Here is a 26728-nt window from a genome sequence, read left to right on the forward strand (position 1 = left end):
CTCTGCCCTCAGGTTGATGCGTTGTTGTCGGGCACCGGGATCAGCCCGTAGCGGCGCATGATCGCTGCCATGTCGTCAGGGTCGGGGGCGCCCGTGGCGATCAGCGCTGCCAGCTCACGAAAATAGTCCGGCCCCAGAGCGCCGGGTGTGAGCATGCATAAACAGCGTGCCGGTTCATCGCCGGCGTTATAAAAGCTGTGTACTGCCCCGCGAGGAATAAACAGGGAGTCATCGGGGCCAATCCCGATATCCTCGCCCGCCACGCGCAGGGTGAGCCTGCCCTCCAGACCCAGTATGGTTTCGTCCCAGCGGTCGTGATAGTGCGCTACCGGCATGTGACCGCCGGGCGATACCGTCATGCGAAAAAGATCCAGCTTTCCCTCGGTGGTCGCGTGACTCTCGTGGAACTCAAGCGTCATCCCGCCAATTCTGATGGTCTCCAGCATGGTCAATGCTCTCTCGATGAGGTGGTCCCGACAACGACGAAAGAGGTGGGCTCTTCCGTCGCTGCCATTGAGCCACATCGGCGTGGACAAAAGCGGGCTGTATTCAGGTCGGCATGGGCCAGTCACTGCTGTCGGCGATGCCTGAAAGGGCAACCGATGCCTGGTTATCCGGCATTCCCATTGCCTGGTGTCCGCCGGGCAGGGCGGCGATGTCGCCCATCAGCGAGGTCATGATGGCGGCAGGGTTGAGCGCCGGGGGCAGCAGGCTGAACGCCTCGTCAAATGATGGCGGGGTGGGCTCGTCAGTACCTTCCTCATCAAGGGCCAGCGACAGCGCGATGAACTGGGTGCTCTGGCTGTCGCTGAAGTTGTCATCCGAGGTCAGGATCAGGCTCTGGCGACCGTCCGCAAGCTCGGGACCAAACGCCATGCCCTCGACGTTGTCCGGTTCGAATCCGTACTCATTGAGGCTGGTCAGCAGCGTCTTCTGAACCGGGCGAATTGAACCGGTGGCGTCCTCGAGGCTGTCGAGGCCGCTGATGTCGGTGGCCTGTGAGGTGTCGATCTCGTAAAGGCGGATATCGTTGCCGACGCCGTCGGCAAAGCCGCGCTCCAGCGTCAGCAGGTGGTGCTCATCGAGGGCCAGCATCTCCACCAGCCCGTTGGTCGAAAACCCGTCTTCTTCAGCAGGCGCCTGCGGCGTCGGCTCGACCGGATAGAGATACTGGCCCAGTGCCTCGCCGCTGTCGGGATCGAAACCGAGAATGCGCGACGGACTGCCGGTATCCAGCGCCGCGGCCGGGCCGTCCTGAGCGAGGGCGTTTTCGGTCGACGTGAACAAATGCTCGCCGTCGGGCGTCAGGGTCACGCTTTCAAGTGCCAGGTTGTTGCGCACCCCGAGGGTGCCGTCACCGTCAGGTCGGACGATCTCCGGCATGTCGATGGCGTCGATCTGCTGTCCGTCCCGGGCGAACAGATTCACGAAGGGGTCGATGCGCTGATTGCTGTCGCCTTCGGAGGCAATAAAGAGCGTGCCGTCCGGCGTCAGATCGATCGCTTCGGGGTCGATCCCGCCGGTCGGCCAGGGATTGCCGTCGGGCTGGCGCAGGGTGGTCACGTCGGTCAGGCGCACATCGCCGTCCTCGAGACGGCCGTCGTCCAGGTCGATGCGCAGACTGTAAAAGCGCGCATCGTTGTATTCGCTGCGATCATCGGAAATGGCCAGATACTCACCGCCGGCCGGATCCCATGTCAGCCCCGAGAGCCCACCCAGCAGGGTGTTCTGGAATTCGGTGCCGCTGTCAAACGCGGTCTGGCCGATGAAGTCGATCTCCTCGACCCGGGTGTCGGGATCATCGATGGCGAGATCGGCCCACACCAGCCGGTGATCGGAGGCCTCGACCTGCTCACTTCCGGCCTCGCCCTCGGCCGGCCAGAACACGCCGCCGTCCAGCCGGGTCAGGCCGTGGGCCGAGGGCAGCACGTAGTCCACGCGCAGGTTACCGGGGGCGTCGTCGTTGAAGTCGGCGGTGTCAAAACGCGGGTCCGCGCGATGGGTATCATTGGCGCCGCCCTGCTCGAGGGCGGCGATCACCCCGCCCCGGCTTTCCGGCGTCAGGCCGGCGGCGACCAGCGGATGCCCCAAAAGCTGCTGCGCTGCGCCCGGCAGGCTGTCGCCATCCAGCGGGTCGACGTTCTGGTCGCCGGCAATCACGAACCGCTCGTGGGCCCCGAGACCGCCGCTGCGCCCCTGATCGTCGACGAGATAGTCGCTTTTGTCGGGGTCGACGTAGTCGGCCCACAGGCGAATCTCGTCGGCGTTGCGCAGGCCGTTGCGGTTCTCGGGACCGTCAAAGCTGGGCGGGGTCGGGTGGGAGGCGAGCAGGTGCACGATCTCGCCATCGACATTGACCGGAATGTCCCAGTGGCTCTTGGAGGAGAGCGGCAGCACGTCGAGTGCGGCGTCCGAGTAGTAGTCGCCTGTTGCCGGCGTATCGGGGTTGTCCGGCAGGCGGGCGCCCGGCATGTCCTGCCAGAGGAAATCGCCGAAGGTGCGGATGTCATCCGTCTCAAGCGGGTAGCGCGACAGCACCAGCATGCCGTACTGCCCGGGAAACTGACCGAACCCCAGGGCGTCATCGGCGTAGCCCGGCGCGCCGGGGGCGGTCACGGCTTCGCCGTTGCCGTCGAGATCCACGCCGGAGGCAACGCCGGTATTGACCGGGGCGGAGAACGCGTAGGGGTAGTCGAGACCCGGCGCCTCGCCCTGAGACGTGCCCAGGTAGTGCTCGCGAAACATATCGGCGGCGACGGGATCATGGTCGAATTCGTTGATCAGCAGTACGTCCGGGCGGGTCTGCTGAATGACGGCGGCGATGTCGCGTGCCTGATCATCACCCCCGATCAGGTCCTCGCGCAGCGCACCGGCGCTGTCGCGGTTGAGCGCGGCGTTGTAGGTGGCAACACGGATATCCGGGGTCGAGGCGGTCATGAGAGCTCCTGGCGGTGGCGGGGCAGAAGAACACCGCTCGAGTATCGGCGCGCGTCATGACACTGCGATGGCGATCCGGTGTCGCCGGGTAACGCGATGCTGCAGTGCGTTACCCGGCGCGGGCGAGGACTATTCCAGTGTCAGCCGGTCGCTCTCCCTGAGCGCTGCCGTGCGGCTGTCGGTAAAGTCGTTGTCACCCTGGCGTTCGATGAGATAAACCGCCAGCCCTTCACGGTCGGCGACCCGTGTGCCTTCCTCGCGTCCCAGGCAGAGCATGGTGGTGGCCCAGGCGTCGCTGACGGCGGCCTCGGTGCCAAAGACGGTGGCCGAGACCAGGTCGTGGGTGGCGGGGGTGCCGCTGCGCGGGTCGAGGATATGGCCGTAGGCGTGCCCGTCGTCATCAAAATAGCGGCGATAGGTGCCGGAGGTATTGAGCGACAGCCCCTCGCGGTCGGTGACGGTGACGATATTGCCGGCACGCCGCTGGCCCGGCGTGGGCGCCTCGATCCCCACGCGCCAGGGCTCGTCGTCGGGTTTGGTGCCGCGAATGCGCATGTCGCCGCCCAGTTCGGCCAGATAGTTGTCGATGCCGTGGGACGCCAGCATGGCGGCGATCTGATCGACGCTGTAGCCCTCGCCCATGGAGGAGAGATCGATGGAAAGCTCGGGAAGCGTCTTGCGAATGCGGCCCTGATCGGGGTCGATCTCGATATGCTCGAGCCCCGTATGGGCCATGACCGTTTTGATCTCGTCGTCGGCGGGCACCCGGAAATTCTCGTCCTGGAAGCCCCACAGGGCAAAAAGCGGTGCGACCGTCGGGTCGTAGCAGCCTTCGGACTGCGCATGTACCCGGCGGGCGATACGGAGCAAATGAATGACGCCGTCGGGAGCGTCCTGCCAGTCGGTGCTGCGACTGGCGTTGAAGCGCGAGATCCAGGAGTCGTCGCGATAGGTGGAAAGGTTCTCGTCGATCCGGGTCAGTACCCGGGTCAGATCCGCCTCGATGTCGGCATGGGCCGGGGCATCTTCACTCCACCACTTGATGTGATAGGTGGTGCCCTGGGCTTCTCCCTGGGCCAGCTCGACTTCGGGAATGCGATCGCAGCCGACCAGCAGCATTGCAGCAATGACGGTGGCGGTGAGAGGGGCAGGCGCGCGTGTGTTCATGAGCAACCATTGACAGAAATGAGGCCGTATTCACGACCGGGACTGTGGTGAACCGGTCATCCATTGTGCGTGATCGCGACGCACAGCTCCATTCGGGTTACGCTGGGGGCTGGTTACCACCTCGAAGGGGGGAAGATATGCCACTGGATTCGCAGTTTGGACGCTGGCTGCAGGACGCGGCCGACAACGCCCCGGATGTCAGCGCCATGAGCGCCGCCGAGCGTCGCGTCGTCGCCGATCAGGCCAACATGAAGCTTCAGCGCCCGCCACTGGCGTATCCCGTGGCCGAAATCCGCAATCTCGATATTCCCGGCCCGAACGGGACCATGCGGCTGCGACTCTATTACCCCATCGTACATGGTTCGAGCACGTCTCGACCGATGACCATCTTTTTCCATGGTGGCGGTTTCGTGACCGGCTCGCTGGCCAGCTACGACGTGATCTGTCGTGCCCTGTGCCGGGCGTCGAAAACCATCATCGTCGCGGTGGACTACCGCCTGGCGCCGGAGCATCCCTTTCCGGCTGCGCCGGAGGATGCGCTGGCGGCGGTGCTCTACATCGCCACGCACGCCGCCGGCCTTGGCGGCGACGCCGAGCGGCTGGCGCTGGCCGGCGACAGCGCCGGGGCTCAACTGGCGGCGCTGACCGCCCTGCGGGTACGGGGTGAAGGCGGGCCGACGCTGCGCGGCCAGTGCCTGCTCTATCCCATGCTGGATGTTCAGCGCGAGGGCATGGCCTCACTGACGCAAAACGCCAGCGGCTACGGTTTCACCCGCGAGGCCCGTGACTGGTTCATCGATCAGTACCTGCCGGACGAGGCATCACGCCGTCACCCCTTCAATACGCTGCTCGAGCGACAGGACCTGGCAGGGCTGCCGCCGGCACTGGTCGTGACCGCCGAGTTCGACCCGGTGCGCGACGAGGGCGTGCGCTATGCCGAGCTGCTGGCCGGACAGGGCGTCCTGACCCGGCACAGCCACTACTACGGCATGATCCACGCCTTTGTTCGCCGGCTCGGTCAGCACGTTCAGGCCGATCAGGCCATCGACGAGTGCGGCGTCTGGCTCCGACGCGTGCTGACCGCCGCCAATTAAAGGGCCCTCCTGACACCGGTCCGTGCGCCTCTGAATGATTACGACCTTGGTCTATACAACCAAGGTCCATCTGTTGACCGCCCCGGTGGGTGAATAAGCTCTGCGGGTTACAAAAACCTCACACATAACCGTGGCTGCGCTGACCGGATCATCATGATCCGGGCTATGGCGTGCGCAAGGGTCAAGGAGCATATCGATATGGTGACCTTTCTGGCAGGAATCGTGCTGCTGGTAGTGGGGTATTTCACCTACGGCAAATTCGTCGAGCGCGTTTTCGAGTCCAATCAGCGTCGTCCCACGCCGGCCCATACCCTGCGCGATGATGTCGACTATCTCCCCATGGGGACCAAGCGCAACTCGCTGATCCAGCTGTTGAACATTGCCGGCGTCGGGCCCATTTTCGGACCGATTCTCGGCGCGCTGTATGGCCCGGTGGCCTTTATCTGGATCGTGGTGGGCTGCATCTTTGCCGGCGCCGTGCATGATTATCTCACCGGCATGATCTCGATTCGCAACCACGGGGCGCATCTGCCGCAGCTGGCCGGCAAGTTCCTGGGCCGGGTCATGAAGCATGTGGTCAACTTCTTTGCGCTGCTGCTGCTGCTGCTGGTTGCCACCGTATTCGTGACTGCGCCGGCGACCCTGCTGGCCAACATGCTGCCGGTGTCGCTGACCGTCATTACGCTGACGATCTTTGCCTACTATCTGCTGGCCACGCTGTTGCCCATCGACAAGGTCATCGGTCGTGTCTATCCGTGGTTTGGCGCGCTGTTGCTCTTCAGCGCCGCCGGCATCGGCGTCATGATGATTCTGCGCGGCGCGCCGATTCCGGAGCTCAACTTTTCCAACATGCATCCGGACGGCTCGCCGATCTTTCCGCTGCTCTTTCTGACCATCTCCTGCGGGGCGCTGTCGGGCTTTCATGCCACTCAGACGCCGATCATTTCGCGCACCACCGGTAACGAGAACAACGGCCGCAAGATCTTTTACGGCATGATGATCACCGAGGGCGTGATCGCCATGGTCTGGGCGGCGGCGGCCATGAGCCTGTTCCACGGCGACACCAGCCTGTCGCAGGTGCTGGCGCAGGGCGGTCCGGCCGCCGTGGTGCAGAGCGTGTCGGTCAACCTGCTGGGCGCCGTGGGCGGCACGCTGGCGGTACTGGGGGTCATCGTGCTGCCGATCACCTCGGGCGACACCGCGTTTCGCAGCGCGCGCATGATCATCGCCGACTACCTTCACATCGGTCAGCGCCCTCTGGCGCGACGCGTCATGGTGGCAGCACCCCTGTTCGTGGTCTCCTATGGCCTGACGCACATGGACTTTACGCTGCTGTGGCGCTATTTCTCCTGGGCCAACCAGACCACCGCCGTTATCGCGCTGTGGGTCGCCACCATGTATCTGGTGCTGGCCAAAAAGCCCTACTGGTTGACGCTGTTGCCGGCGCTGTTCATGACCATGGCGACGTTTACCTATATCGCCTGGGCGCCGATCGGCTTCGGTCTGTCGCTGACCGTGGCCTATGTCGTGGCCGCGCTGGGCACCGCGGCGGCGCTGGCGCTGTTCATCAAGCGGGTGCGGCGCCTGTCGGGCGGCATCTTTGCGGTGGACGAACCGGCCGAGCCCGGATCCCGGGACGCCTCGCTTGCCGGGGCAGCGATCTGATCGCGTCCGGCAGGCCCTGCTTTTGACATGAAAAAGCCCCGTCACGGACGGGGCTTTTGTCATGTGGCCCTTGAGGCCGGACGGAGCGCTGCGGTTTCAGTCGTCGCTGGCCTGCGGCGCGCTGGTGCCATCCTCGTTGAAGTACTTGTCGTGAATCTCGTCATAGGTGCCGTTGGACTTCAGCGTGGCGAGTGCCTCGTTGAATTTGTCGGCAAGCGCCTCGTCGCGCTGGCGAAAGGCAATGCCGAAGCCGTCGCCAAAGTACTCTTTCGGCTCGGTCATCATCTCGCCCAGGGTCTTGTACTCGCCGCCCTCGAGCAGCGCGGCCTGACCGGTGGGGTAGTCCAGAAAGGCGATATCCAGACGGCCGGTCTCCATGTCGACGGCCACGTCATCGGCACTGGCGTAGCGCTGAATGCTGGCCACATCGCCAAAGTTGTCGGTCACGTAGTTGTCCTGCACGGTACCGCGCTGGACGCCGATGCTCTTGTCCTCGAGATCACTGGACTCAACGCCGGTCATCGCCGTTGACGCGGGCGCGAACCAGGCCGATGGCGGCACCAGGTACGGGTCGGAGAACAGCACCTGCTGGCGGCGCTCGTCGTTGATGGTCATCGAGGACATGATGGCGTCGAACTTGCGCGACATGAGCCCGGGAATGATGCCGTCCCAGCCCTGTTCGACCCAGCGGCACTCGAGACCTGCCTGCTCGCACAGGGCGTTGCCCAGCTCGATATCAAAGCCTGCCAGCTCGCCGGAGGGCGTGCGGTACTCCATGGGCACATACGGAATATCCACACCGATGCGGACCGTATCGTAATCGCGCGCCTGCGCCGTGCCGGCAGCGATGGCCGCCCCCAGCAGTGAAACCGTCAGTAGTCTTTTCATCATTGTCTCTCTTTTAAAGGACTGCCCGGTGACCCGGGTCGACGCTGGATTATCACCATGATCCCCCTGTGGGATGCAAGCGCTGTAACCGCGTGTAAGAGGCGATCATGGTGACGGGAAGGGCGCTCAACGCGGTCGCAGATGGGCCAGCATGCGCTTTTCCAGCAGCCTGAAAAGGCCCTGGATGGCAAAGCTCAGCACCATGTAGCACAGCGCCACGAAAATGAACGCCGAAAAGGGCGCATAAAAGCGCGAATAAATGTTGTAGGCCACGCCGGTCAGATCGGTAATGGTCACGACGCTGGCGATCGCGCTGGCGTGCAGCATGAAGATGACCTCGTTGCCGTAGGCCGGCAGGGCACGACGCAGGGCGCTGGGCAGAATGATGCGCCGATAGGCCAGCAGCGGCGACATGCCGTAGGCGCGCGCGGCTTCCAGCTCGCCTCTGGGCATGGCCTTGATCGCGCCATAAAAGATCTCGGTGGTATAGGCCGCCGTGTTGAGCGTGAACGCCAGCAGGGCCGGATAGAGCGGGTCCCGGATCACCGGCCAGATGAAGCTCTCCTGGATGCCGGGGATAAAGGCCAGCCCGTAGTAGGCAATATAAAGCTGGATCAAAAGCGGTGTGCCGCGAAAGACCCAGGTATAGACCCAGATGCTCCTGCTCAGTAGCCGGCTCGGGGCGGCGCGGCCGACGGCCAGCGGTACGGCCAGAAACAGCCCGAGCACCAGCGAGATAAAGACCAGCTGGACGGTGTTGACGAAGCCGTCCCAGTACTGGGCCAGCGTCGACGCCGTAAAGATGGCGTTGTTGTCGAGCCAGGGGGCGATGGACTGCAGCAGCTCCTGCATTATGGCGCCTCCTCGAATCCGGCGTTATAGCGCTTTTTGAGCCACTGCATGACGATTTCCGACAGCGACGTGATGGCCAGATAGCCCAGCGCCACCGGGATCATGAACAAAAAGGTCTGATGGGTCGCCCGGGTGGCCTCGGCCGCCACGCGCACCATGTCGGACAGGCCGATGATCGACACCAGTGCGGTGGTTTTTAGAAGCACCATCCAGTTGTTGCCCAGCCCCGGCAGGGCGTGGCGCATCATCAGCGGAAAGCGGATGCGACGAAACAAGAGCCAGCTGCTCATGCCGAAGGATTCGGCCGCCTCGACCTGACCCTGATCGACGGCCAGAAAGGCGCCGCGAAAGGTTTCGGCCATGTAGGCGCCAAAGATCAGACCGATGGTGATCACACCGGCCACGAAGGGGTCGACGTTGATGAAGATATCCCAGCCCCAGCGGTCGTAGATCATGTCGGTAATCTGGTTGATGCCGATCTGGGCGCCATAAAACAGCAGCATCATCAGCACCAGGTCGGGCACGCCGCGGATGATGACGGTGTAGACGATGGCCGGCAGGCGCAGAATGGCCAGCCGCGACAGCCGGGCGCTGGCGGTGGCAAGGCCCAGCACGACCGCCAGCAACAGCGACAGCACGGCCAGTTCAAGGGTCAGCAGGGCACCCTCCAGAAGACGGGGGCCATAGCCCTGAAAATCGATCATGGCAGTCTCCCTGGGGTTAGCGCCCGCGCGGTGCGAGAAATTGTTGCAGACGCGGCGAGCGCGGATTGGTCAGTATCTCCGAGGGGTGTCCCTGCTCCTCGACCATGCCCTGATGCAGATAGACCACCTGGTTGGAGACGTCGCGGGCAAAGTCCATCTCGTGGGTCACCACGATCATGGTGCGGCCCTCATCGGCCAGCTCGCGCATAACCCGGAGTACGTCGCCGACCAGCTCCGGGTCGAGCGCCGAGGTGGGCTCGTCGAAGAGCATGACGTCGGGTTCCATCGCCAGGGCGCGGGCGATGGCACCGCGCTGCTGCTGGCCGCCGGAGAGCTGGGCCGGATAGTAGTGGGCCCGGTCGGCCAGGCCCACCCGTTCCAGCAGTGCCATGCCCTGTTCGGTGGCGCGGGCCTTCGGAACGCCGCGCACATGAACCGGTGCCTCGATGACGTTGGCGATCAGCGTCATGTGGGCCCACAGGTTGAAGTTCTGAAAGACCATCGACAGCCGCGTGCGAATGCGCTCGAGCTGGCCTCTGTCGGCCGGCTCGCGCCCGTGGCGGGTCCGGCGAAAGCTGATGGGCTCGCCGTGCACGGTGATCTCGCCGCTGTCGGGACGCTCCAGCAGGTTCATGCAGCGCAGAAAGGTGCTCTTGCCCGAACCCGAGGCGCCGATCAGGGTAATGACATCGCCCTTTCTGGCTTCCAGAGAGATGCCCTTGAGCACTTCGTTGTCGCCAAAGCGTTTGTGAATGTCGCTGACGACCAGCGGAATGGAGGCGTCGGCCACGGCACTCTCCTGAATGTGGTTACTCATGGTATGAAATCATGCGACCGGGCGTTGCGATGGCGCGGCCCGGGGGATCCGGCGGCGCATGTTAACAGGCCCGACCGGCGCTCGCCTGTTTGATGGGCGCATCAATGACCGGCCGGGGCCACGGGCCGGGCCAGCAGCAGGGCGCGGGCGCCCCGCTCGACGCGGGCATTGGGAAACACCACATGAACCGGGATTTCACCCACGCACCGCTCGCCGTGGGTGCCTTCCCGAACCAGCGGCATGCCGGGGGCGAACTCGGTAAAATTGGCAATCTCCTCGGCAAAACACAGGCGAAAGTCATCGCTTTCGCGCATGATCTCCTCGATGACCTCAAAGCGTATGAGCGGCACCGCCTTTGCGGCCCTGAAGGGCGCTCCGGCCACGCGGGCGCGCAGCAGGTCCAGCATCGGTGAGAGTGGCTCGAGGTCATTGCCGCCAAAGGGCGCCACCCGACCCAGTTCCAGCGTAAAGCCCTGTGCGCCGTGGTAATGGCGACTGTAGTGTGAAAAGGTCCAGCTGTGCTGATGCTGGGAGAGCCCGGCCTGAATGCCGGCATCGGCCAGCAGCTGCCAGACGTCATCCGGCGTTGATGTGTCGCTGAAGGGCTCGACGGCAAAGCGGGGGTAAAGGCTGTCGCGAATGGCGGTGTGCATGTCCAGGTGCAGCACCGGTCCGGAAACGGCGGCCATGAAATCATCCACGGCCTGCATCAGCTCGAGGGCGCGCTGACACTCGAAGCGTGCGTCGTCATACAGCAGGGCATCGCGGCGAAAGAGTCGATTGAGGTTGGTATCAACATAGCGCTTGCCGGCCCTGATGGCGCGCCGGTTGCCCAGTATCAGCAGGGTTGGGGCGCCCGCGCGCAGCTGTCCGGCATCCAGCGCCGCCAGCAGCTCGCCGAACAGCTCGATCGGGGCGGTCTCGTTGCCGTGGATGCCGGCAGAAATAATGGTGGGCTCCGCCGCGGGGTCGGGGGCAGCGGGCATGAGCGCCAGCACCCCCGGGGCGTATTCGGTGACCGACACGCCCGGCAGCGTGGCATTATCCTGCCATGCGGTCAGCTCATCAGCTGCAATGAAATCAGCAAAGTAGTCGCTCAGCGACATGGCCGCCCCCGTCTTTTGTGGTCTGCAACCTGTAGTGTACGTCAAAGGCGCTGTCCTGATGGGGTATCCCGGGGCAATGAAGATACTGTCGGAGAATGATCATGAATGGCCGGCTGGAGCAGCAGACCCTCAAACGCTCGATTGCAGCGACGCTGTGCGTGTCGCTGCTGGGCATTGTCTTTGGTCTGCTGTCGGGGTCGGAGTCGATCCTGTTCGATGGCATGTTCTCGGCCATCGATTCGGTCATGTCGGCGCTGTCGCTGCTGGTGGCACGCCTGGCCATGCGCGAGGCAAGCGTTCGGTTTCAGCACGGCTTCTGGCATCTGGAGCCGCTGGTGGCCGCACTCAACGGTGCCATCCTGACGCTATTGTGTCTGTACGCCTTTCTCAACGCCGTCCAGGGCATCCTTAAGGGCGGCCATGCGCTGGCCTTTGGGCCGGCACTGGGCTATGCCGTGGTGGTGGCGGTGATCTGCTTTGCCATGTATCGCATGGAGCGGCGCGTCAACGCCGACATCGATTCGGTCTTTATCCGCATCGATGCCCAGAGCTGGCTGATGGCCGGGCTGATCACCTCGACTTTGATCGTGGCCTTTGCCCTGTCGCTGATCATCGAGCGCACGGCCTGGGCCCTCTACACGCCCTATGTGGATGTGGTGCTGCTGGCCATTCTGACCCTGTGCTTTCTGCCCGTGCCCATCGGTATCGTGGTGCGGGCCATGAAGGAGATCCTGCTGATCGCCCCGCGCGGGCTGGACCGGCAGGTGCATGCGGTCATGGCGGTGATCATGCAGCGCGAGGGACTCAAGCACTACTACAGTCATGTAGCACGTACCGGGCGCGGCCACTTTATCGAGATTCACATTCTGACCACGCCGGCCTTTGCCGCGCATGAAGGTGTGGCAAGTCTGGATGAGATACGCACACAGATTGGCGCGGCGCTGGACATCGAGCCGCACCATCGCTGGTTCACGGTCTGCTTTACCGCCGATGAGCGCTGGATGTAGCCCAGATACCTGAATACGGCGTGACCGTCACGTCGCCATGAACGCTTGAAGGGAGTCACGTTGATGAGAGAGCGAGGCAGAACGCGCCGGATGCTGGGTATGGGCGCGCGTACCGGTGGCGCCGTATTGCGCTCGCGAATGGGGCGTGACGCGGGCTGGGACGCGCTCGGCGAGCAGCTTTTCAATGAGCTCTCCGAGCTCAAGGGACCGGCCATGAAGCTGGCCCAGATCATGGCGCAGTGGGATGACCTGCTGCCCCCGGCGCTGGCCGAGCAGCTGGCGCGGCTTCAGCGTCAGGCCCAGCCCATGCCGTGGGAGGACATTCGCCGCACCCTGGTGGATCAGTTCGGCGACCTCGACACCGTCTTTGCCGATATCGAAACCACGCCCTTTGCCAGCGCCTCCATGGGGCAGGTACATCGCGCCACCACCCATGACGGCGAGACGCTGGTGCTCAAGGTGCAGTATCCGGGGCTGGATCGCGTGCTCGAGCAGGATCTGGTGCAGGTGCGGCGCATGATGCGTCTGATGCGCTGGATGAAGGTGCCCCAGGCGCGCCTGGATGCCATGTTCGACGAGTTTGCCGACAGCCTGCGCAAGGAGCTCGACTATCACGCCGAATTCGAGGCGCTGACGCGCTATCGGGCGCGCTACGCCGACAATGACGGCCTGCGCTTTCCCGAGCCGCTGGCGGATTATTCCGGCGACCGGGTGCTGGCGATGCGCTATCTGCCGGGCATTCCCATGCGCGAGGCGGAAACGCTGGATGACAGCGTGCGACAACGACTGGCGGCCAATCTGGGCGACTGGCTCACCGAGGAGATGTTTACCCACCGCGAGCTGCACGCCGACCCGCACGCCGGCAACTTCGCCACCGACGACGAGGGGCGGTTGATCGTCTATGACCTGGGGGCGGTGATCAGCGTGCCCGAGGCGCGGCTTCGCTCGATGATGCTGTTGCTGGGCGCGGCGATCGAGGATGACCCGATGGGCATGGACGAGGCGCTGCGCTCGATGGGCGGGCGCCAGGGCGAGGGGGCGCCGCTGGCGCTGTACCGGGAATCGGCGGCGGCCATGCAGCCGCTGTTCGAGCCCGGTGAGCAGGATTTCAGCGATACGCGCATTCACTATCGTCTGCGCGAGATCAGCCCGCGGGTCTGGTCGGCGATGGATCGCCTGCAGCCGCCGGCCGATACCATGTTGCTGTCGCGCACGCTCAACGGCCACTACTGGAACATGGTGCGTCTCGGGGCGCGGCTGGACATGCATGCCCGTACCCGACCGCTGCTGGCCTGGGCGCGGGAGGAAAAGTGACGCCCGGGTGGCGTCACTGACTGCCGGAGACCAGCTTGAGCCCGACCACCGAGGCGATGATCAGGGCAATGAAGCCCAGCCGGATCGGGCTTTTCGACTCGCCCCAGAAGAGCATGCCCAGCAGGGCACTGGCGACGGTGCCGATGGCGGTAAAGACGGCGTAGGCGATCCCCAGACTGATCTCGCGCATGGCCAACGAAATGAAGCCCAGCGACAGGGAGAAACCGGCCACCAGCATGGCAAGGCCCACCCGGCGCGAGCCGCGGTTGAACTTTTCGATGCCGGTCACGCCGACCACTTCAAACAGTCCCGAGACGATCAGTGCGAGCCAGTACATGATGTCTCCTTGCGGTCGGAGGAGTAGAGCTTGAGGCCGATCACGCCCGTCAGCAGGGTCGCGATCAGCATCAGCGTCAGGGCGTTGAACGGCGCGCCCAGAAAAACAATATCCACCAGCACGGTGCCCATCGCCCCGAGGCCGACAAACACGGTATAGACCGTGGTGGTGGGCAGGGTGCGCGCCATCCAGGTCGCCAGCCCCAGACTCAGGGTGACCAGCACCAGGGTGGCCAGCCATTCGATGGGCCCCTGGGCATACTTGGCGCCCAGCGCCCAGCCGATTTCACACAGGGAGGCCGGCAGCATCAGCCACCATTTCGAGGCCATGATTCTCTCCTTGCCGGCGCGTCAAACGCGGGCGGGGTTGTTGGACTAACGATTGTTAGTTAGCCTGGCCCTGTTCATGCCCTGCAGCAACCCTTGCGCCTTCCCGGAAAGGAAAACCGCCATGAGTACCGAGACGCGTATCAAGGAAGTCGGCCTCAGGCTGTTTGCCGAACAGGGCTACGAGGCCACGCCGCTATCCGCCATTGCGCGGGAAGTGGGCATTCGCACGCCGTCGCTTTATAACCACTTCGCCAGCAAGGAAGCCCTGTTTCTGACGCTGGTAGAAGAGGTCGAGGCGCAGATGCTCGAGGTCATCGAAGACAGCCTGGCCGGCGACGAGCGCGTCGACAGGCGCCTGCAGTCGCTGCTGCGGGCCTGCAGCGACTTCATTTTCGATTCGGGCAGAGGGGTGTTTTACAAGCGCTTTCTGCTGTTTCCGCCGCCCTCGCTGGCGCCGCCGCTCCGACAGATCAGCCGGGACAGCGAGTCGGCCATCAATGCGCTGCTGAAACCGGTCTTTCAGGCGGGCATCGCGCAGGGCGTGCTGCGCGATGATCTTGATGAAGCCGATTTTATTGCCATGACCTACTGCGTCATCGACGGGCTTTTCAGCGAAAGCTTTCTCTACGACCGCGCGACGTTCGATCAGCGCCTGGCCGGCATCTGGCGTGTCTTCCGGGCCGGCATTGTCGCGCGCTGAGCCGGCACTGGTTCAGCGCGCTGTTGTGTCGTGGGTCACGCGCATCAAGGCATCGGTATCAAAGCCGTTGTCTTCTGCCACCTGATACATGTGCTCCAGCATCGCCGGATCCACGTTCGGGTCTCGCGCCAGCAGCCACAGATAGTGATGGTTGGGGCCGGCCACGATGGCGTGTTCATAGGTCTCATCGAGCCAGAGAATGTTGTAGCCGGCGTAAAACGGGCCAAAGAACGCCACGCGCAGGTGCCCGATCTCCGGGCCGTTTTCAAAGTACGCCTTGCCCTCGGCCTCGTCCCATTCGTTGTCGTCCGGGTTGAAGCCGCGATTGGTGACCGCCACGCCGCCGTCGTCACGCATCGCGTAGTGCGCCGTGACGTGCGTCAGGCCGCGCTCGAAGCTGTGGTCCAGCCGCGCGATCTCGAACCACAGGCCCAGATAGCGCTCAAGCTCGAATCCTGTCACGGCCCGACATCCCGTCGGGATGCCCGTTTCGCCGCCCATGGTGCTTGCCAGGCTGCCCAGTAATCCCTTCAGATCGGCCATATCAGGCATGGTGTGCTCCCGCCGGTGAAACATTGGTGCATGGATTGAATGCCTCAAGTCTAGCCCCTGTTGGCCGATGATGTGCATGAGTCGCGCCGTTACGGTGCAGGGAACGGGCATGGCCCCAGGGAGAGAGAGATGGCGTCGCAGGCAGGCTGGACGGATATGACCTCGGAGGAGCCCACGGCTTCTCACCAGAACGCAAAAGCCACACAGCGTCGCCGCGCCGGGTTCAGCCTGGGCCACTGGACGCTGAGAAAGAAGATGTTCGCCATTCTGGCCCTGATGTGGATCGGCATGCTGATTCTGGTCACCAGCATGGCCTGGAATGCGCGCAACATGATGTTTGATGAGCGCGAGCGCGGGTTGCAGGCGACCGTCGGGATTGCCGAATCCGTATTCGAGCGATATCAGGAGCGTGCCGCTGCCGGCGAGTTCAACCAGGCCGAGGCGCAGCGGCGCGCCCTCGATGCCCTGAGCGGCATGCACTTTGGCGATGACCGCCAGAACTATATCTTTGCCTTTGATGACAAGGCCCATTTGCTTTACCACCCGCGTCGCAGCCCGGGCGATGACATGTCCGGCTATACCGACCCCAACGGCGTGGCCGTCTATGGCGAACTTCTGAAAAAGGCACTGGCCAGCGGCAGCGGGTTCCTCGATTATGATTCTCGCGCCGCTACCGGGAATGAGCTGCTGCCCAAGCTGGGCTACGTCGAGCGCTTTGCCCCCTGGCAGATCAACCTGGCCGCGGGGGTCTATACCGACGATATCCGCGACGCCTTCATGGTCAAGCTGCTGGAGTATGCCGGGCTGCTGGCGGCCGTTGGTGCGGCGCTGACCGTGGCGTTTTTGCTGGTGACTCGCAGCATCTATCGCAGTCTGGGCGGTGAACCGGCCTACGCCATCGATCGCGTCTGCGAAATTGCAGAAGGGCGGCTGGGCACACGGCTCGAGTTGCGCAGCGGCGATCAGACCAGCCTTCTTTACCATGTCGAGCACATGCGCGCCGAGCTTGCCGAGACCATTGCCAGCATTCGCCAGGCCAGCGAGTCGATCGATGTGGGCGCGCGGGAAATTGCCGCCGGCAATAATGACCTGTCGTCGCGTACCGAGCAGCAGGCCGCCTCGCTGGAAGAAACGGCTGCCAGCATGGAGCAGTTGACGGCCACCGTACGCCAGAACGCCGACAACGCCGCCCAGGCGACCCGGCTGTCCCAGAGCGCGTCCAGCGAAATGGACAACGGTCGTGAGGTCATTCAGCGGGTCGTGGCGACCATGAGCGAGATTCGCGAAAGCTCGGGCAAGATCAGTGAGATCATTACCATGATCGACAGCATCGCCTTCCAGACCAACCTGCTGGCGCTCAATGCTGCGGTAGAAGCGGCGCGTGCCGGTGAGCAGGGGCGCGGCTTTGCGGTGGTGGCCGGTGAGGTGCGCCAGCTCGCCAGCCGCTCGGCCACCGCTGCCAGCGATATCAAGAGCCTGATCGAGCGCTCGGTGGCCCAGGTGGCCAGCGGCACCACGCTGGTGGATGAAGCCGACACCACCATGTCGACCATTACCCAGAGTTCGCGCCGGGTCAATGATCTGATGGCCGAGATCGCGGCGGCCTCGAAGGAGCAGACCAGCGGCATCGAGCAGGTCAATCAGGCGGTCAGCCAGATGGATCAGGTGACCCAGCAAAACGCCGCGCTGGTCGAGGAGGCCGCGGCGGCTGCCTCGTCGCTGGAAGAGCAGTCCGGCCGTCTGTATCAGTCGGTGGACCGCTTCAGGATCTGATCCCCGCCCTCTGGCCGACATGACAGGGGCCGCATCACGACAGTGATGCGGCCCCTTTTTTATCGCAGTGATCGCCGGTGCTGGCGGTGAGAGCCGGTCAGCCGTTTTTGATCGTCTCGGCGATGGCCTCGCCCAGCTCGCTGGTAGACCCTTTGCCGCCCAGATCCGGCGTCAGCGGCGCCTCTTCGGGGCCTGCTGCCAGCACGCGCTCGATGGCATCCACCACCGCCTTGCCGGCGTCATTGTGACCGAGATGCTCCAGCATCATCGCCGCCGACCAGATCTGACCGATGGGGTTGGCGATTCCCTTGCCGAAGATGTCCGGGGCGCTGCCGTGCACCGGCTCGAAGAGGCTGGGGAAGTGGCCTTCCGGGTTAATGTTGGCCGACGGCGCCACGCCGATGGTGCCGGTACAGGCCGGGCCCAGGTCGGAGAGGATGTCGCCGAACAGATTGCTGGCCACCACCACGTCGAACCAGTCCGGGTGCAGCACGAAGTTGGCGGTCAGGATGTCGATATGGAACTTGTCGACGCTGATGTCCGGGTAGTGCTCGGCCATTGCCGCCACGCGCTCGTCCCAGTAGGGCATGGTGATCGAGATGCCGTTGGACTTGGTCGCGGAGGTGAGCTTCTGGCGCGGCCGGGTCATGGCGAGATCAAAGGCGAACTTCAGCACGCGGTCGATGCCGGTACGGGTCATGACCGTGTCCTGAATCACCACTTCGCGGTCGGTGCCTTCAAACATTTTGCCACCGACGCTGGAGTACTCGCCCTCGGTGTTTTCCCGCACCACGTAGAAGTCGATATCACCGGGGGCGCGACCCGCCAGCGGGCTTTTAATGCCGGGCATCAGTTTGCACGGGCGCAGATTGACGTACTGGTCAAAGGCGCGGCGAAACTGCAGCAGCGAGCCCCACAGCGAGATGTGATCCGGCACGCGCTCGGGCATGCCGACGGCGCCGAAAAAGATTGCGTCCATCCCGCCCAGCCGGTCACGCCAGTCATCGGGCATCATTTTGCCGTGGCGCTCATAGTAGTCGCAGCTGGCAAAATCGAAGTCGGTAAATGTCAGATTCAGATCAAAGCGGTGCGCAGCGGCTTCCAGCGCGCGAATGCCTTCGGGCATGACTTCATTGCCGATGCCGTCGCCGGGAATGACCGCGATATTGTGGCTCATGTTGCTTCTCCTTGTAGTGATCGATCAGACAGCGCCTGCAGGGGCGTTAAAAAAGGCCAGCGTCTCGTCGATGATCTCGTCGGGACACTCTTCGGGCAGATAGTGACCACAGGGCAGGGCGCGACCGCTGACGTTCGCGGCACAGGCCCGCCACAGGGCCATGGGGTCAAACAGTCTTTCGATGACGCCGTGTTCGCCCCAGAGCACCCTGAGCGGGCAGCGGATGCGATGGCCGGCGTCACGGTCGATCCGGTCATGTTCGAGATCGATGGTGCTGGCGGCGCGGTAGTCTTCGCACATGCCGTGGGCCGTGCCCGGCAGTGCCATCGCGTCGCGATAGGCCTCAAGCGCCTCGGCGGTAAAGGGCGCCAGCCCCGCGTGACGATTGCCCATCACGCCGTCGATCCAGGCGCGTGGATCGGCCTCGATCAGCCGTTCGGGCAGCGGGGCCGGCTGGATCAGCAGAAACCAGTGGAAATAGGCGCTGGCAAAGGCACGATCGGTGCGCTCGTACATGTCCAGCGTCGGGGCGATATCGAGCAACATGGCGCGCTCGACGCGCTGAGGGTGATCCAGGCACAGGCGGTGGGCCGCGCGGGCGCCGCGGTCATGGGCCAGTACCGAGAAGCGCTCGAACCCCAGCGCGTGCATCAGTGCCACCAGGTCTTCGGCCATGACGTGCTTGCTGTAGGTCACGTGTTCAGGATCGCCGGTCGGCTTCGAGGAGTGACCGTAGCCGCGCAGATCCACCATGACGACATGGAAATGCGCCTTCAGCGCTGGTGCCACCCGGTGCCAGATGACGTGCGTCTGCGGATGACCGTGCAGCAGCAGCAGGGGTGGGCCCCCGCCGCCGGCGCGACCGTGGAGCGTGACGCCGTTCACGTCGAGATCGAAGGTCTGGAACATGTCGAGCATGGAAAGCCCCTGCGTGATGTCCGTCATGGTCATTACTCTAAAGGATCATCCGGCGTTTATAATCGCTCGTTCACGCAATTGATTATTGACCAATAGTGAAGAATCGACGGGGGAGCGCGTGAAGGCCATCAGTGATCTGCACTTCTTTCAGGTGCTGGCCCGGCACGAGTCGATGACGCAGGCCGCGCAGGCGCTGGGGCTGTCGCTGTCGGCGGTCAGCAAGCGCCTGGCCGGGCTGGAAAAGCGCCTCGGGGTACAGCTCATGCGGCGTACCACGCGGCGCCTGGCGCTGACCGGGGAGGGGGCGCACTATCTACAGCGGGGCGCCTCATTGCTTCAGGAGCTCGATGCGCTCGAGGCGTCTCTGGGAACCCGGCACCATGCCCTGTCCGGGCAGCTGCGGGTCAACGCCACCTTCGGCTTCGGGCGCGCGCATGTGGCGCCGCTGATCGAGCAGTTCACCCGCGATCATCCGGAAGTAGAAGTGCTGCTGGAGCTGAGCGACTATCCGCGCGATCTGCTGGCCCATGATCTGGATATTGCCATCATCGTGGGGCCGCCGCCGGATTCCCGGCTGCGGGCCCGGCGGCTTTTGGCCAGTCGACGCATCGCGTGTGCTGCCCCGGCCTATCTCGAGCGCGCCGGCCGGCCGACCACGCCGGAGGCGCTGGCCCATCACAACTGTCTGGTGGTGCGCGAGCGCGATGCCGGCTTTGACGACTGGCGCTTCATCAGGGATGGGCAAGAGCATCGCGTGCGGGTCAGCGGCACGATGAGCAGCAACGACGGCGAAAGCGTCACGCGCTGGGCCATGGCCGGCCACGGCATCATTTATCGCTCCTGGTGGCAGGTGCAAAAACCGCTGGCGCAGGGGAAACTGGAGAGGCTGCTGCCCGGGTTTGAGACGCCGCGGATGGATTTCACCGCGATCCATCGCCAGCAGCGTTTTGTGCCCGAGCGTATCGCCCGGTTCATCGAGGCCATGGCAGCGGGGCTTGCCGAGCGGCTGCCGCCGCTGCCATGAGCGGGCCGAACAGACAGTGGCCTGTCACCGGCCGGGCCCGTGGCGGCATCAGCCGTTCAGGCGCTCCATTTCGCTGCGGTACTCCCGACCCAGACGCGCTTTCTCGTCGTCGTCGAGCTTCTGGCCGGCGGAGATGAAAAACTGGCTCTCTTCATCTTCAAAGTGGTGCAGCGCCATCTCCTGGAGCTTTTTGGCATAGCCAAGCCAGGCCGGTGAGCTGAAGTCGGTCTGTTCCATCAGCTCGATGACCTCGTCCATCTCGTGATGCTCGGCGATGCCGTGACGGGATTTCTCGATGCCGGTGTCATATTCCATCAGCGGGCTGTAGAAGTAGCGCTCTTCGGCCGCTTCGTGGGTCTGAAGGGCGGCCTTGACGCGCTCGAAAAGCTCTTCGCGTCCGTCGCTGTCGCCGTGGGTCTTGACCAGCAGATCCAGCAGGGTGCGCTGGGTATCGTGATCCTTGCGGATCTCTTCAAAAATGGTGCTCATGATGGGGTGTCCTCGATCAGGCTGTTGGTCGGTCGCGGGCCGCATCGCAGTGGTCAGGTGGCCCGGGGCATGTTTTATAATGCCGATGGATCATCGGTGGCGATGCCGCCTGCAGTGTAGTTCCCACGGCATCGGAATGCCTGGCATGGCCCTGCTCTGATAGACTCCGTCGGCTATAATGCGCGCATCACGTCGAGACCTTCGACACGATTGCGCAATCAGGTTTGTCAGGTGCAGCTGTCGGCCCTTTATTCAGGCCAGCACCAGGAGGAACGGCTTGAACATTTTGATGTTCACCAACACCTATAGCCCCATCGTGGGCGGTGTCAGCGAATCCGTGCAGCGATTCGTTGAATGTTTCAGGGCATCCGGTCACCGGGTGCTGGTCGTGGCGCCCACGCTCAACGGCCAGCCCGAGTCGGAGACCGATGTCATTCGTGTGCCCGCCATGCAGCGCTTCAATGGCAGCGATTTTTCTTTGCCGGTGACGGTGCCGGGCTCGCTCGATGACGCCATCCGGGCGTTTGCGCCCGATATCGTGCACTCCAATCACCCCTTTCTGCTGGGGGATACGGCGGTGCGCGTCGCCCAGGGGCGCGGGCTGCCGCTGGTGTTCACCCATCACACGCTCTATGAGCACTATACCCACTATGTGCCGGGCAACTCGCCGGTCATGCAGCGCTTTGCGCTGGCGCTGTCCAACGGTTACTCCGAGCTCTGTGACACCGTGATCGCGCCCAGCGAAAGCATTCGCACCATCCTGCGCGAGCGCGGGGTGCGTGCCGATCTGGAAGTGGTGCCCAGCGGCGTGGACATCGAGCGCTTTGCCGATGGCAACCGCGAGCGCTGGCGCGCGCACTTCGGGATCGACGACGGCGCCCACGTGGTCGGCCATGTCGGGCGGCTGGCGCAGGAGAAAAACCTGCCGTTTCTGACCCGCAGTGTCTGTCAGGCGCTGAGCGAGCATCCGAACATGCACTTCATGGTGGTTGGCGATGGCGACGAGCGGGACGCCATCCTGACGCAGGCGCATCAGATGGGCGTGGGCGAGCGGGTCCATCTGACCGGCGTGCTCAAGGATCAGACGCTGATCGATGCCTACCACGCCATGGACAGCTTCGCCTTTGCCTCCTTCAGTGAAACCCAGGGGATGGTGGTGGTCGAGGCGATGGCCGCCGGGCTGCCGGTGGTGGCCCTCGATGCCACCGGCGTGCGCGAGGTGCTCTCCCATGACTACAACGGGCTGCTGCTCCCTGAACAGGATGAGCAGGCGTTCGCGGCGGCACTGGGCAGCCTGTCGGACCCGGCGCGCTGTCAGAGCCTGCGCGAGGGCGCCATCGCCACGGCGGCAGACTTTGATACCTGTCGGTGTGCCGACCAGTGTCTGGCAGTGTATGAAAGACTGTTGACGGCCCATCGGGCAGAAGAGTCGGCGCTGGGCAGCGATCAGACGACCTGGGAGCAGGCGCGGGCGCGTCTGGAAGCGGAGTGGAATCTGCTGTGTCATCGCGGCACGGTACTGCGCCGCGTATTCGGCGGTTCGAAGCGGGTCGAGCCCCGTATGCGGCCGGCACCGCCCACCGGACAGCGAGTGCCCATGGTGGAGGGCAGCCTGACGCCGCTGACCCAGGGGCACGATCTGCGCCCCCATGCCAATAATACCTCGATCACACCCGATGAGGTCACCCTGATGCAGCTTCGGGACGATCTTGAAAGCAACGTGTTTCACGCCAAAAGCGACAAGCCCTGACAGGCGGTGCCGGTAGCGTTCAGCGCCGCTGCCGGTACCGCGACACCCACCGAAAGAAAAGCCCCAGCGCGACCACGCCCGCCACGGCCGCGACGAGCCAGACCAGATTGTCCAGACTGCGCGACCGGATCAGCTCGCCCAGCCGGCTGCCGGCGACCGTCACCGCTGCCAGTCCTGGCACGATGCCGATGACCGAGCCGATCATGTAGAAACCGTAAGGCATCCGGCAGGCGCCGGCGATCATGTTGGTAAAGGTGAATGGCGCCAGCGGCAGCAGATTGAAAACGACCATGGTGCGGATGCCGTGACGCGATACGCTGTCGGCCAGGCGATGGATGCGGTCACCGCCATAGCGGGTCAGGAGCTCCCGGCCCAGCACCCGGCCCAGCAGCCAGGTGGCCGTGGAGGCCACCATGGTGCCCGACAGCGCCCAGGCCAGCCCCCACCACGGGCCATAGATCAGCCCGGTGGCGCCGACCAGAATCGTCAGCGGGAACATGACCAGACTGCCGATCATGTAGGTCATCATCAGCGCCGGCGGCGCCCACCAGGACTCCCGCAGCCGCATGGTCTCGCCCAGCCACTGCTCGAGCTTTTCGGGCGTAATGGCATCACCCATGGCCAGCCATTGCCAGAAGCCGGCCAGTGCTCCCATGAGCACGATCACAAAAATGACAAGCCACACACGCCTGGTCATGACAACGTCGTCCGCCGCGATAAGGGCCACGAGTCTAGTCAGGCCGGACAGGGGCATCAACCGGTGCTGTCATCAAGGTGTCAGGTTTTTGTGATGGGCCGGGGCAATGATGGCGCCATCGGCACAATCATCGGCGCGACATTGGTCGTTACCGGTGCGCCGGGCGCGGTATCTGCCCGGCGGCGCTCAGTGCCCCACACTGACCAGCGAGCGGCCCCGTTGCGAAACGCTGGGGGGCCGGGCGCTGGCGGCGCGTTCAAACAGCCAGGCATCCATGGCCGGGGCCTGGTGCGAGGCGATGGCATTAAAGCGCTGCGGCGCCTGACTGTCGGCCGCGCCCAGTGCCACATGCAGCGGCAGCAGAGGTTCATCAGTGGGATGGGCGTGTATCGCCCCGGGGGCGCGGTGGCGATAGTCCAGCAGCGCGGCATCATCGCGCAGGGCCATGTGCGCACTGATCCACTGCTGAAAGGCCGTGACATGGCCCGGAACATCGTCACAAGTGCTGCAGGTATCGCTCAGGTCGTGGGTGATGCTGCCCGAGCAGATCAGCAGCGTGTCGTCATCGAGTGCTTGCGACAGTTGACGCCCGAGGTGGTAATGCCAGTCGGTGTCGTGGCGAGCGCTGATGGATATCCCGACGACGGGAATGTCGGCTTCCGGATAAAGATGGCGCAGCGGCACCCATATGCCGCAATCCAGCCCCCGTTCGGGATCGACCCAGGACTGATGCCCGGCGGCACTCAGCCGACAGGCCACGTCACGCGCCAGCTGTGGGTCGCCGGTGGCCGGATATTCCACGTCATCCAGCTGGGTGGGAAAGCCGCTGACGTCATGCAGCGTTACCGGCTGCTGGTTGCCGGTCAGGCGAGTGGGGAAGCTCGACCAGTGTGCCGAGGCGACCAGAATGCGCGCCGGTCGCTCGAGATGATTGGTCAGCGTGCGCCAGGCATCGGCACTCTCGGCCTGATCCAGGGCTTCCATGGGCGAGCCGTGGGAGATGAACAGAACCTGTGCCATGTCGTGGACTCCGATAGCAGTGGGGATCAGGCTGGTTGACGCGGTGGGAGCAGGGCAGTCAGCCACCGACCAGCAGGCCCGGGCGGTCGTTTACGACGAGCATGCCCCGAGTGTGGTGCCCGAGAATGGATGTGCCGGCGGCCTGAATGCCCGCAGTCTGAGGGTTCCCGTTTGCAGGATAAACATGCTAATCAGGGAGTATTGGTTTTCGATGCGGAAACAATCATGGATACGGTAGTGGCTCTCAGGGTCTTCATGGAAGTCGCGCAGCAGGGCGCCTTCATCACCGCGGCCGAGCGTCTGTCGATGTCGCGCTCCTCGGTAAGCAAGCACGTGGCCTTTCTGGAAAAGCGCTTTGGCACGCGGCTGATCAACCGCACCACGCGCCGCCTGAGCCTGACGGATGCCGGGCAGGAGGTGCTGACGCGCGGTGACACCATTGTGCGCGAACTGGCAACGCTTGAAGGCGCGCTGCATGACGATCGGGCCCTGCTGGACGGTCGGCTGCGCATCAGCGCACCCCAGGCCTTCGGGGTCCGCTATCTGGGGCCGATCCTGGCCCGCTACCGACAGCAGTACCCCTCGGTGACGCTGGAGCTGGTGCTCAGTGACCGCCATGTGGCGCTGGTCGAGGAGGGCTTTGACATGGCACTGCGTATCGGGGCGCTGGAGGATTCCAGTCTGATCGCGCGTCGCATCGGTGACATTCACCTGACGCTGTGCGCCTCGCCCGAGTACCTGGCGCGGGCCGGCACTCCCCACCACCCCTGGGAGCTGTCATCGCACCAGGGGCTCCACTATCGCTACGCCCGCCACGGTCAGCGCTGGCATTTCAAGAGAGGCGCTACCCATCACAGCGGAACGCCCCAGGCCGGGGTTACTGCCAACAGCGGTGAAGTGCTGCGCGACATGGCGATTGCCGGCATGGGCATCACGCTACAGCCCGACTTCATGCTGCAGGAGGCGCTGGCCAGCGGCGCGCTGGTGCGCGTGTTGCCGGACTACGAGCATGACGTGCTCGGGCTTTACTGCGTATATGCCCACCGCGACCAGATGACGCCCAGACTGCGCAGCATGATCGAGCATCTGCGTCAGTGGTTTGCGCAGCATCCGCTGGTGTAAGGAGGGCGTTGAGTCAGCCCGAGGGCGGTGGCACGTCTTCACGGTCAACTTTCAGACCCTGCAGGCGTTCCAGCGGGTTCTGGCCAAAGTAGCGCACCAGCAGGGCGTAAAGATCGGGCCAGACGCCGTCAAGCAGATCCGGGGCGCTGAAGAAGTACTCGCAGCAAACGGCGAAAAACTCGCTGGGATGCGTGGCGGCGTAGTCGTCGATGGGCGGTGCTTCACCGCGTTCGAGTGTCCCCTGAAGGGCCTCCCAGGCACGCATGAAGGTGTGATACCAGGTTTTCGAATCGATGCCGGCAGTCAGGGCAGGCTGGCCGTCAACGGCCATGTTGCCGGTCATGTCGAGCTTGTGGGCAAACTCGTGAATGATGACGTTGAAGCCGTGCCAGTCTCCCGAGCGCTTGATATCCTCCAGCGACAGCACGACCGGCCCGCCCCATGAGGTTTCGCCGGCCCGCTCATCGTCGAACTCGTGCATGACGCCCGCCTCATCCATCTCCTGCACGTGGCGGCGAAAGGCGCCGGGCACCACGATGATCTCGCGGGTATCCCCCAGGGCGTCGCGTGCCTGACGGTCCGGCCAGCCCAGCCCCATCAGGGCGATCTGGGCGGCCAGCTGCAGATGCGCCTCCAGGGACCATTCGACGTCCCGGGGCAGTGACAGACGCAGCTCATACAGAAGGCGCCAGCTGCGCTCGCCCAGGCGCGCCTGCATGGGCGCCGACAGCCCGGACAGCAGCGGCAGGGTGGTACAGACATGCTGCCACGCCGCTTCGGGCAGCGGGTGACGCGCCTGCCATCGCTGCCATTTGTGCTCGTGCCACCAGCCCATGACGCCCTCGCGAATAGCGTATCGATGCTCCGATCATGAAAGAGAGTGACCGCCGGGGTCACTGCGCTACCGAAACGGCAATGGCGCGGATATGAAAAGGGCCTCCCGACAGGGAGGCCCGATATCGCCACAGGGCCGTCGTTTAACGAGGATCAGGTCGGCGTCCAGCCGCGTCCCTTCATGCAGTCGTCATAGGTCTGATCGTTGTCGGCCTTGTTTTCCATGACCTGGCAATCGGCCTGGTCGGAATGCAGCTGCTGCGAGGTGCCATCCGGCTTCTGCCAGTCCGGGCCGCCGGCGCAGCCGCCAAGCCACAGGGTGGTCAGGGCCAGGGTGGCACCGGTCATCAATGTCTTTTTCATCATTACCTCCTGCCGTTGATGAATCGAAAGGTTGTCCTGCCGATTCTCGTCAAAGCTTAGAACAGTGTTCTGTAAAGACAATCACAAGTTTA

General features: G+C 64.1%; 27 protein-coding genes. 9 read left to right on the plus strand and 18 right to left on the minus strand.

Annotation, left to right across the window (positions count from 1 at the left end; translation table 11 throughout):
* Nucleotides 1–8 precede the first annotated feature (8 nt).
* From M1D97_RS04185 to M1D97_RS04195, 3 genes are all read right to left on the minus strand, one after another.
* Nucleotides 9–446 (minus strand): cupin domain-containing protein, encoded by a 438-nt coding sequence (locus M1D97_RS04185; RefSeq protein WP_456269493.1) that lies wholly within the window; start codon nucleotides 444–446, stop codon nucleotides 9–11.
* 103 nt (nucleotides 447–549) lie between these two features.
* Nucleotides 550–2937: an esterase-like activity of phytase family protein gene (locus tag M1D97_RS04190; protein WP_456269494.1), complete on the minus strand. Its 2388-nt coding sequence runs from the start codon at nucleotides 2935–2937 to the stop codon at nucleotides 550–552.
* 129 nt (nucleotides 2938–3066) lie between these two features.
* Nucleotides 3067–4104, minus strand: coding sequence for an FAD:protein FMN transferase (locus tag M1D97_RS04195; protein WP_456269495.1), 1038 nt, complete (start codon nucleotides 4102–4104; stop codon nucleotides 3067–3069).
* A gap of 137 nt (nucleotides 4105–4241) precedes the next feature.
* Between M1D97_RS04195 and M1D97_RS04200 the strand changes: the two genes are divergently transcribed.
* Together M1D97_RS04200 and M1D97_RS04205 are read left to right on the plus strand one after the other, a co-directional pair.
* Nucleotides 4242–5198, plus strand: coding sequence for an alpha/beta hydrolase (locus M1D97_RS04200; RefSeq protein WP_456269496.1), 957 nt, complete (start codon nucleotides 4242–4244; stop codon nucleotides 5196–5198).
* A gap of 198 nt (nucleotides 5199–5396) precedes the next feature.
* On the plus strand, nucleotides 5397–6863 hold the full coding sequence (locus tag M1D97_RS04205; RefSeq protein ID WP_456269497.1) for a carbon starvation CstA family protein: 1467 nt from the start codon (nucleotides 5397–5399) through the stop codon (nucleotides 6861–6863).
* Nucleotides 6864–6959: 96 nt separating this feature from the next.
* Here M1D97_RS04205 and M1D97_RS04210 read toward each other — a convergent pair whose 3' ends face one another.
* The 5 genes from M1D97_RS04210 to M1D97_RS04230 form a co-directional block, all read right to left on the minus strand.
* Nucleotides 6960–7751 (minus strand): transporter substrate-binding domain-containing protein, encoded by a 792-nt coding sequence (locus tag M1D97_RS04210; protein WP_456270172.1) that lies wholly within the window; start codon nucleotides 7749–7751, stop codon nucleotides 6960–6962.
* A 126-nt stretch (nucleotides 7752–7877) separates the two neighbouring features.
* Nucleotides 7878–8603, minus strand: a complete 726-nt coding sequence (locus M1D97_RS04215; protein WP_456269498.1) for an ABC transporter permease — start codon at nucleotides 8601–8603, stop codon at nucleotides 7878–7880.
* Nucleotides 8603–9307, minus strand: coding sequence for an ABC transporter permease (locus M1D97_RS04220; RefSeq protein ID WP_456269499.1), 705 nt, complete (start codon nucleotides 9305–9307; stop codon nucleotides 8603–8605). Before M1D97_RS04220 ends, M1D97_RS04215 begins: the two co-directional genes overlap by 1 nt.
* Nucleotides 9308–9323: 16 nt before the next feature.
* The gene (locus M1D97_RS04225; protein ID WP_456270173.1) at nucleotides 9324–10097 is read right to left on the minus strand and encodes an ABC transporter ATP-binding protein; all 774 of its coding nucleotides are present in this window, start codon (nucleotides 10095–10097) and stop codon (nucleotides 9324–9326) included.
* Between the two features lie 128 nt (nucleotides 10098–10225).
* Nucleotides 10226–11230, minus strand: a complete 1005-nt coding sequence (locus M1D97_RS04230; protein WP_456269500.1) for a succinylglutamate desuccinylase — start codon at nucleotides 11228–11230, stop codon at nucleotides 10226–10228.
* Nucleotides 11231–11331: 101 nt separating this feature from the next.
* Here M1D97_RS04230 and M1D97_RS04235 point away from each other — a divergent pair, with 101 nt between their 5' ends.
* A complete protein-coding gene (locus M1D97_RS04235; protein WP_456269501.1) occupies nucleotides 11332–12237 on the plus strand; it encodes a cation diffusion facilitator family transporter in 906 nt (301 codons plus the stop codon).
* 63 nt (nucleotides 12238–12300) lie between these two features.
* Nucleotides 12301–13551, plus strand: coding sequence for an ABC1 kinase family protein (locus M1D97_RS04240; protein ID WP_456269502.1), 1251 nt, complete (start codon nucleotides 12301–12303; stop codon nucleotides 13549–13551).
* 13 nt (nucleotides 13552–13564) lie between these two features.
* Here M1D97_RS04240 and M1D97_RS04245 read toward each other — a convergent pair whose 3' ends face one another.
* On the minus strand, nucleotides 13565–13888 hold the full coding sequence (locus tag M1D97_RS04245; protein WP_456269503.1) for a DMT family transporter: 324 nt from the start codon (nucleotides 13886–13888) through the stop codon (nucleotides 13565–13567).
* The gene (locus M1D97_RS04250) at nucleotides 13870–14217 is read right to left on the minus strand and encodes a DMT family transporter (protein ID WP_456269504.1); all 348 of its coding nucleotides are present in this window, start codon (nucleotides 14215–14217) and stop codon (nucleotides 13870–13872) included. Before M1D97_RS04250 ends, M1D97_RS04245 begins: the two co-directional genes overlap by 19 nt.
* 121 nt (nucleotides 14218–14338) lie before the next feature.
* Here M1D97_RS04250 and M1D97_RS04255 point away from each other — a divergent pair, with 121 nt between their 5' ends.
* Complete coding sequence (locus tag M1D97_RS04255; protein WP_456269505.1) at nucleotides 14339–14917, plus strand: TetR/AcrR family transcriptional regulator; 579 nt, start codon at nucleotides 14339–14341, stop codon at nucleotides 14915–14917.
* Nucleotides 14918–14929: 12 nt separating this feature from the next.
* Here M1D97_RS04255 and M1D97_RS04260 read toward each other — a convergent pair whose 3' ends face one another.
* Nucleotides 14930–15469, minus strand: a complete 540-nt coding sequence (locus M1D97_RS04260) for a lipocalin family protein (protein ID WP_456269506.1) — start codon at nucleotides 15467–15469, stop codon at nucleotides 14930–14932.
* Nucleotides 15470–15724: 255 nt separating this feature from the next.
* Between M1D97_RS04260 and M1D97_RS04265 the strand changes: the two genes are divergently transcribed.
* Nucleotides 15725–17242 carry a methyl-accepting chemotaxis protein gene (locus tag M1D97_RS04265; RefSeq protein ID WP_456270174.1) on the plus strand — a complete coding sequence of 506 codons (1518 nt, stop codon included), beginning with the start codon at nucleotides 15725–15727 and terminating at the stop codon, nucleotides 17240–17242.
* A gap of 97 nt (nucleotides 17243–17339) precedes the next feature.
* Here M1D97_RS04265 and M1D97_RS04270 read toward each other — a convergent pair whose 3' ends face one another.
* Both M1D97_RS04270 and M1D97_RS04275 read right to left on the minus strand, forming a co-directional pair.
* Nucleotides 17340–18419, minus strand: a complete 1080-nt coding sequence (locus M1D97_RS04270) for a tartrate dehydrogenase (RefSeq protein WP_456269507.1) — start codon at nucleotides 18417–18419, stop codon at nucleotides 17340–17342.
* Between the two features lie 24 nt (nucleotides 18420–18443).
* On the minus strand, nucleotides 18444–19364 hold the full coding sequence (locus tag M1D97_RS04275; protein WP_456269508.1) for an alpha/beta fold hydrolase: 921 nt from the start codon (nucleotides 19362–19364) through the stop codon (nucleotides 18444–18446).
* A gap of 91 nt (nucleotides 19365–19455) precedes the next feature.
* On the opposite strand from M1D97_RS04275, the gene M1D97_RS04280 reads away from it, so the two are divergent.
* A complete protein-coding gene (locus M1D97_RS04280; protein WP_456269509.1) occupies nucleotides 19456–20361 on the plus strand; it encodes a LysR family transcriptional regulator in 906 nt (301 codons plus the stop codon).
* 48 nt (nucleotides 20362–20409) lie between these two features.
* Here the strand turns inward: M1D97_RS04280 and M1D97_RS04285 are convergent, their stop codons facing one another.
* Nucleotides 20410–20850 carry a hemerythrin domain-containing protein gene (locus M1D97_RS04285; RefSeq protein ID WP_456269510.1) on the minus strand — a complete coding sequence of 147 codons (441 nt, stop codon included), beginning with the start codon at nucleotides 20848–20850 and terminating at the stop codon, nucleotides 20410–20412.
* 277 nt (nucleotides 20851–21127) lie between these two features.
* Here M1D97_RS04285 and M1D97_RS04290 point away from each other — a divergent pair, with 277 nt between their 5' ends.
* Nucleotides 21128–22600, plus strand: coding sequence for a glycosyltransferase (locus M1D97_RS04290; RefSeq protein WP_456269511.1), 1473 nt, complete (start codon nucleotides 21128–21130; stop codon nucleotides 22598–22600).
* 19 nt (nucleotides 22601–22619) lie between these two features.
* Here M1D97_RS04290 and M1D97_RS04295 read toward each other — a convergent pair whose 3' ends face one another.
* Nucleotides 22620–23297 carry a TVP38/TMEM64 family protein gene (locus M1D97_RS04295; protein WP_456269512.1) on the minus strand — a complete coding sequence of 226 codons (678 nt, stop codon included), beginning with the start codon at nucleotides 23295–23297 and terminating at the stop codon, nucleotides 22620–22622.
* 186 nt (nucleotides 23298–23483) lie between these two features.
* The gene (locus M1D97_RS04300; protein WP_456269513.1) at nucleotides 23484–24317 is read right to left on the minus strand and encodes a DODA-type extradiol aromatic ring-opening family dioxygenase; all 834 of its coding nucleotides are present in this window, start codon (nucleotides 24315–24317) and stop codon (nucleotides 23484–23486) included.
* 225 nt (nucleotides 24318–24542) lie between these two features.
* Here M1D97_RS04300 and M1D97_RS04305 point away from each other — a divergent pair, with 225 nt between their 5' ends.
* Nucleotides 24543–25439, plus strand: a complete 897-nt coding sequence (locus M1D97_RS04305; RefSeq protein WP_456269514.1) for a LysR substrate-binding domain-containing protein — start codon at nucleotides 24543–24545, stop codon at nucleotides 25437–25439.
* A gap of 13 nt (nucleotides 25440–25452) precedes the next feature.
* Here M1D97_RS04305 and M1D97_RS04310 read toward each other — a convergent pair whose 3' ends face one another.
* Nucleotides 25453–26274, minus strand: coding sequence for a M90 family metallopeptidase (locus M1D97_RS04310; RefSeq protein ID WP_456269515.1), 822 nt, complete (start codon nucleotides 26272–26274; stop codon nucleotides 25453–25455).
* 152 nt (nucleotides 26275–26426) lie between these two features.
* On the minus strand, nucleotides 26427–26636 hold the full coding sequence (locus tag M1D97_RS04315; protein WP_115852443.1) for a hypothetical protein: 210 nt from the start codon (nucleotides 26634–26636) through the stop codon (nucleotides 26427–26429).
* Between the last annotated feature and the right edge of the window lie 92 nt (nucleotides 26637–26728).

Source organism: Kushneria sp. AK178 (assembly GCF_053903105.1).